Annotated in this window: 8 protein-coding genes; 3 read left to right on the top strand and 5 right to left on the bottom strand. The window is 44.0% G+C overall.

The features are described from left to right. Positions 1-117: 117 nt before the first annotated feature. Both pyrR and trxA read right to left on the bottom strand, forming a co-directional pair. Complete coding sequence (gene pyrR, locus PSE7429_RS20360) at positions 118-666, bottom strand: bifunctional pyr operon transcriptional regulator/uracil phosphoribosyltransferase PyrR (protein ID WP_009629240.1); 549 nt, start codon at positions 664-666, stop codon at positions 118-120. A gap of 193 nt (positions 667-859) precedes the next feature. Continuing rightward, positions 860-1195, bottom strand: coding sequence for a thioredoxin (gene trxA / locus PSE7429_RS20355; protein ID WP_009629239.1), 336 nt, complete (start codon positions 1193-1195; stop codon positions 860-862). 399 nt (positions 1196-1594) lie between these two features. Here trxA and PSE7429_RS20350 point away from each other — a divergent pair, with 399 nt between their 5' ends. Next, positions 1595-2956 carry an AmpG family muropeptide MFS transporter gene (locus PSE7429_RS20350; RefSeq protein ID WP_009629237.1) on the top strand — a complete coding sequence of 454 codons (1362 nt, stop codon included), beginning with the start codon at positions 1595-1597 and terminating at the stop codon, positions 2954-2956. A 407-nt stretch (positions 2957-3363) separates the two neighbouring features. Here PSE7429_RS20350 and PSE7429_RS20345 read toward each other — a convergent pair whose 3' ends face one another. The 3 genes from PSE7429_RS20345 to PSE7429_RS27355 form a co-directional block, all read right to left on the bottom strand. Next, entirely contained in the window at positions 3364-4146 is a 783-nt protein-coding gene (locus tag PSE7429_RS20345) for a DUF3120 domain-containing protein (protein WP_009629236.1), read from the bottom strand. 75 nt (positions 4147-4221) lie between these two features. Next, positions 4222-4410, bottom strand: coding sequence for a hypothetical protein (locus PSE7429_RS20340; RefSeq protein ID WP_009629235.1), 189 nt, complete (start codon positions 4408-4410; stop codon positions 4222-4224). A 41-nt stretch (positions 4411-4451) separates the two neighbouring features. After that, a complete protein-coding gene (locus tag PSE7429_RS27355; protein ID WP_267879026.1) occupies positions 4452-4643 on the bottom strand; it encodes a type II toxin-antitoxin system Phd/YefM family antitoxin in 192 nt (63 codons plus the stop codon). A 325-nt stretch (positions 4644-4968) separates the two neighbouring features. On the opposite strand from PSE7429_RS27355, the gene PSE7429_RS20330 reads away from it, so the two are divergent. Then, positions 4969-5694: an ankyrin repeat domain-containing protein gene (locus tag PSE7429_RS20330; RefSeq protein WP_009629233.1), complete on the top strand. Its 726-nt coding sequence runs from the start codon at positions 4969-4971 to the stop codon at positions 5692-5694. 114 nt (positions 5695-5808) lie between these two features. Continuing rightward, a complete protein-coding gene (locus PSE7429_RS20325; protein WP_233424401.1) occupies positions 5809-6432 on the top strand; it encodes a hypothetical protein in 624 nt (207 codons plus the stop codon). Positions 6433-6687 lie beyond the last annotated feature (255 nt).

The following is a 6687-nucleotide window of genomic DNA, read 5'->3' as shown; positions in this document are numbered from 1 at the left end:
CATGATTCAACTTGCTAAACCTGTCTCCTGTTCTGTTGTTAGTTAATTATCTATCCTAATATTCTCTATTCTTTTGTCTTCTTTTTATTCATGCAACAACGCCATTAATTATTGTTCTTAACTAATGGGCTTAAAAAGCTCAACTCCGTCACGACCATCCCCTGCGGCACTCAAAAAAACTTTAACCTGCTCGTCTTTGGAAGTCGGCAGAGTCCTCCCCACATAATCGGGATGAATTGGTAACTCACGATGTCCGCGATCAATCAGAGCTGTTAATCTGACCACCTTGGGGCGACCGTAATCATGGATTGCACTGAGGGCTGCCCCAATTGTACGACCGCTATAAATTACATCATCTACCAAAACTACAGTCTTACCATTCAAGTCAAAAGGAATTTCGGTCTTACTTGGCGTTCTTAAACCAATGCGATCGAGATCGTCCCGATAAAATGTAATGTCTAGTGCTCCCGAAGGAACGAGAACGCCTTCTAATGTGTGGATCTGCTTCGCGATCGCTACGCTGAGAGGCACGCCCCGAGTGTAAACTCCAAGCAAAACGACATTAGACAAATCTCCACTAGCTTCGACAATTTGCGAAGCTAAGCGGTTGATCGTACGACGCAATTCGTCAGCAGATAAAATTTCGACAATCTTAGATTGCAACACTATCCAGACTAGCCTATAAGTATTTTATCTCGATAAAAAGCCATATAGATATAAATATAACTTTATAACTTTCTATCTTCAGATCTAAAAACAAAAAATCCAAGTGTAGAGGAAATTAGAACTTTCCTCCTTACTTTGGAATTTTATAACGTCTATAAATTCTATAAATGCTTATATCGGATCCGAAGAAACCCTAGGCATCAGAATTTAAGCACTTTTCAATACTTGCAGACAATGTGGGAAGGGGGACAGCACCGACAACTACATCTACACGCTGACCATCTTTGAATAGCATGAGTGTGGGAATGCTGCGAATACCATATTGTCCAGCAACATTAGGGTTCTCATCGGTATTAAGTTTGAGAACTTTAAGTTGACCTTCATATTTTAACGCGACTTCTTCGACAACGGGCGCAACCATTCGGCATGGACCACACCAAGGAGCCCAAAAATCTACTAGAACAGGGATTTCACTCTTAATTACTTCCTGCTCAAAGTTAGCATCCGTGACGGCGATCGCTGATGACATGCTTTGCTAACTCCCTAAATACTAAAAATTTTTACTTTTAAAAATTGTGTGTAGGTAGTATAACAGCTAGTACCCCCCTTTTGATAAAAATCAAATTTATAGCTAGAACATCCTCCCCCAAGATGAATGGCGACGATTTGCGTCGCCATTCATCTTGGGGGGGTGCGCACACCCAAACCAGTAAGGTTGCGCCCCTGCGGGGCGCAACCTTACTGGTTTGGGTGTGTAATTAATTACGCCTAGCTACTTAATAAACGAAAAAGAATTACCCAAAAACACTTATAGTCAAAAAATAAGAAACCGCCTTTGCTGCTCATAAGCTCAGGCGGAATGTGGTGTGAGGAGTGAACGGAAACTTGCGTCTCCGCTTACATATATATTGTAGTCTAATTCGCTAATATGAATACGATCGCCCAATTTTTTCGGGTTTTTCAGAGTCGCAAAATGGCGGCGCTTTTATCTTTGGGATTTGCGTCGGGTTTACCCTACGCACTAACCGATGATGCTTTCCGCGCATGGTTAACCAGTGTTAAGTTTGACCTTAGTACGATTGGTTGGCTAGGTCTAGTCTCACTACCCTATTCCCTCAAGTTTTTATGGTCGCCATTGATCGATCGCTTCGTTCCACCATTTTTAGGCAGGCGGCGAGGATGGATTCTGCTAACACAGGGGGGGCTAGTATTGGCAATTTTAGTGATTGCTTTACAAATGTTTGCAATTGGCAATATTTTGCCTACGGAAAGAGTAGGGGCTCTACCCATATTAGCGATCGCCGCCTTAATTTTGGCTTTTCTCAGTGCTACTCAAGACATTGCGATCGATGCCTATCGGACAGATGTGCTAGAAGCTCAGGAAGTTGGAGCAGGCGTTGGCATTTGGGTGATGGGCTACCGTATCGCCCTTCTATTTGCAGGATTTGTCGGATTTAACTTAGCAAGTAAATTAGGCTGGGCTTGGGTATATGTCTTATTAGCAGTTGTGATGGGGCTAGGCTTGATTGCGACGATCGTCGCCCCCGAACCTCCCGAAGCTGAGGCTCGACCAGCCACCTTAGATGAAGCCGTAGTTAAGCCTTTTCAAGAATTTTTTCATCGGTTAGGAATAACCAAAGTTCTTCTGATCCTTGTATTTACAATTTTTTATCGATTTAGCGATGCCATGGTCGGTAAGATGGCAGTTCCTTTTTTAAAAACTTTATTTGATGATGGCACGATCGGTACAGTGCGTCAGGGTATTGGTTTAGTAGCCACAATTGTAGGAACCTTGGCAGGGGGAGCGATTTTAAGCAAAATCGGCATTAATCGATCGCTATGGGTATTTGGATTGCTCCAAGCAATTAGCAATATTGGCTACTATGCCATTTCCGTAGTGGGGAAAAATGATTACGTTTTGCTTGCTGCTATTAATGTAGAGAATTTTTGTGGGGGATTAGGAACCGCAGGATTTTTAGGCTTTTTAATGGTGCTGTGCAATCCCAGCTTTTCTGCCACTCAATTTGCTCTTCTATCAAGTCTGTTTGCGGTCGGTCGAGATTTGCTAGCGTCACCATTTTCTGGCGAATCCGCTCAATTCATTCAACGCAATATGCCCTCATGGACGACTATTAATCATATTTCTTGGTTAGCAGGCAGTGATGGTAAAGGCTGGGCATTGTTTTTCCTGTTAACCCTCGTCTTAGCTATCCCTGGAATGATATTTTTACCATTTTTTGCCCCTTGGAATGGGGAATTTAAAAAAGTAGATTCCTTACCCATTGATTAGTATAGCTATCGCCATTGTAGTTAAGCCCCAAAACCCAAAATAGAGTTGCGGCGCGTAGCGCCGCAACTCTATTTTGGGTTTTGGGTTTGTCGTAGATATATGTCCTAACATAACTGGCTATCGCTATATAGATATCGTCACTTGGGTTAGGACAAAATCAAAACCCAAGTGGAGAAGCACTGCATATCTCTTTACCTGACACGATCACCAAATATTTCACCCGATCGCGTGAGGTAAAGAGAGAACTAATTCCAGTAATCTACTAATCAATGAAGCCTTAAACTGACTGCACCCAGCGCTCCAACGCTGGGTTTTTATTTTGGGAATTTTAGTCAAGAGTCTATGAGAACTATTAGAACTAAACTTACCCAAAGAATAGCCAGATAGATATTTGGTAGTTTTAACCCTTAGCCTAGGGTGGCAACACAGAAAAACAGAAGGTCTACAAATATCGTACCCAATACCGCACCACTAAATGACCAGTAGCCTAAATTTGGCGATCGCATAGCTTTGTTGCCCACAATCAAAAGCAATCCCGCCAAAACACAAGCCCATGTCATGCCCCAAGGTGTTTCCACTAATATTAAGGCGCTTTTTAAGATTGGTTGAGCGAGGTTGATATTTGACTCAACTTGCATCAAGCCTTTCCAATAAGGAAAAAGTTGGGCGATATAGAAATAGAAATCGGTAATTGCCGTTCCCAATAACGAGCCGATATAAAACCAACCCCCAATGCGGTGAGAATCGCTACGGATTGCCCATATTGCCCAAGGTAGGGCTAGAGATTCCACTGGTACATGGAAAGCGGGTTCCCAGCGCAGCCAGCCCCAGTATAGAGAACCACATAGCCAAGTGAGGCTAAAGCCCCAGATGAGACTACCCCATAGCTTAGTATTGGCATCTTCCTCTAAATGTTTGGCGATCGCCAACCAACCGACCGTACAAATCAAGCTCAACCAAGGCGCATAGCGTACGAGGGGGGCTTCAAAAAATACGGGGACGGAAACTAAAAATAGGGATGCAAACCAAAATTGCCAATGTTGCACCAAGGACGCAATGGCAAGTAAATACTGTGATATATGTGGAAACGCAGACGAAACATTTTCAGTTAGGGATATAGCCTGAACTGTTGATGTAGAACGTTCTAGGGGGCGCTCCTCTAGTTCAACCTTGTCAGGATTTAAAAACAAAGTATCTTAAAAAGTTATGTTAATTATTATTACTTAATATACTAACAGGCTTTTTTGAGTGATCCCCCATAGTCTCTAGCTTTTTTTAAGGTTGTCGCCTACATCTTCCAGCAATTGCTCAAAGGTTTGCCAACTGATGTTTTCGAGACAGATTCTTTGTTCGGCAATAGGTTGCACTTGATCGCCGCAATCGGGCAAAGCCATAAACTCTTCATCAGTCCAAATTCTGGCTTTAGATTTAGCTTGTTCTGTGGCGATCGTCATGGCTTTAATTTCTTTTATCTAGTGTGAATCTGTGCCAAGTCTTATAATCCTTTTGCTGCTCCAACAATAGTTTTTAGTTCTTCAATTGTATTGAGTAATTGTTGATAGGACGCTGCATCTTGGACGACTAATTCTGCTTTGCCATTGATGGTTAATACTATGGGATGTCCAGTATTTCTCATCTGGGTGATGAGTTCGTTAGTATTACGCTTGAAGGTGGATAGGGGTTGAATATCTTGACTGAGGTTAACTATAGGGCTAATGCACTAAACTTGCATTCAATTGAATGTTAGTATGCAACAAAAAATGTAAAACAGTATAAAATTATCAAGCAATTAATCTGAATAATATATTGTAGTGTTGGTCTAATAAGCTATTTGGTTGATTAGGCAGAGTTTTTCCATATAACGCGCTGTATAGTGTAGATAGCCAGAAAAATTCTGCCTAGTATGTCATATGGTGCGATTAGCCATAAGTTCCGTATTCAGCCTATATCCCCTATAGTTATTAGACAGAAATTTTCTGCCTAATACATAGTTCATCGGTGGAGGGTCGCGGGTGGTAGAAGCGTTCGACGAGTTAATAAAAGCCATCGACGAGGCGAACGCCACCGAGGTTCGTCGCATCGTCGCCCTCCATCCAGTGCTGCTGGAGCAGACCGACTCCTACGGCTTCACCCCTCTTATGCACGCTGTCTCTTGCATGAGCCGCAAGGCGGTGGTGATCCGCGAGTTGCTGGATGCCGGTGCGGCGGTGAACCGCCAAACTGACGAGGGGTATACCGCCCTGCACTGCGCCATCGACGTGAACGGCGAGGCCAACCTGAACAGCCGCGAGGTGATCGCCCTGCTGGTAGCAGCCGGAGCCGACCTCACCCTCCGGCAGCACTACGGTTGGACACCGCTCTTGCGGGCGGTGGTGGAGGGCACGCTAGACGAGGTGGACTCTCTGCTGACAGCCGGAGCCGACCCGAACGTAGCCTTGCCGATGGATACCCTGCCGGAATGCAACTCCGGTCTAACCGCCCTCATGGCAGCAGTCACCAACGCCGACGGCGAGGATGTTATCACGTTCCTGCTGCGAGCTGGGGCGAACCCACTAGCCCGAAATACTGACGGGGCAACGTTCTCCGAGTACTTGGACGGGTTGCTCGCCGAGTACCCGTCGGGAGACTTCTCCGCCAAGATCCGCCAGTGCCGAGAGGTGCTCCGCCAGCACGTAGCCCCAGAAGCCGAACCAATCGAATTAGATAGAAAATTTCTGTCTAATTTCATAGTTAGATGAAGAAACTGTTCAAGTAAACTTGGTATTGGTCAGTTAAAACGTGATCGATGAATTTTCGTTCTTTTTATCGTCATGAAATGGGCATTTCAGAACCTATCCCTGATTAACTGACCAATGCCAACTTCAATGGGATTTGTAGTTGAAGCTTGGTTTTATAACTCCACACCTGAAATTATATTGGAGCTTCTTTGCTCTGCTCTTACGCTTGCGGGTTTTACTGGAGCGAGTACTCTCACTCCTCAAACTATTTCTTGGAATTGTGTGACATTAGAGCAGCACAAAGTGTTTGTTGCTCTCAGTTCTAGAACTGAAAACCATATTGTTGTAACAGTTAAGGCAAGAACAAGCTGGAGCGAAGGGTATTCTGCCTTCGAGCAAGCCTTTATCTATCTGCTTAGTCATCGACAAAACATCCAACTTGCAGAGCTGATTCTTTCAACACGGAACCCTGAACCCTACCCCTTCCTAACACACTCGTTTCATCGAGGTTCGTTTCCTCCAACAATCGTCAATCTTGATGAGAATAGAATTACCCAAAGAGGGGAGAGCGATTATTGGGTGAAATGGGGACCAGAACTGCACTTCATCGCTGACGAAGTTTTTGAGCGGACGGTAGTTAATGTGGATACGCTTGCTCATTCTCTGGATGCTGCGATAATTAGTTTAGAAGGAGGAATATTGCTTGATTGTGGCTGGACAAAAGAGTTTACGCTTCCCCAAAAAGTAAGCTCCTTCTAACAATTCGGTTGGAGCGGATTGCAGAGTATTGCTTATGGGGATGTTATACCAATTCCAAAAATGGTGTTGCCATTTTTGGAATCTCAAAACCTTTGTTGATAGTAGTGCGATCGCCGATCTTGTAGCGTGCGTTAATGACTGGAGTTTAGACTAAGTTGATTAAGCTAATCAGAAAAAGAGCAGGAAAAAGTAACCCAGAGAATGGAGAACTGGGCAAATCCAAGAGAATGAAAAGGAGAATATTTAGGATTAGGA

Source organism: Pseudanabaena biceps PCC 7429 (assembly GCF_000332215.1).
GTDB lineage: Bacteria > Cyanobacteriota > Cyanobacteriia > Pseudanabaenales > Pseudanabaenaceae > Pseudanabaena > Pseudanabaena biceps.
This window is presented reverse-complemented; position numbering and strand designations above follow the sequence as displayed.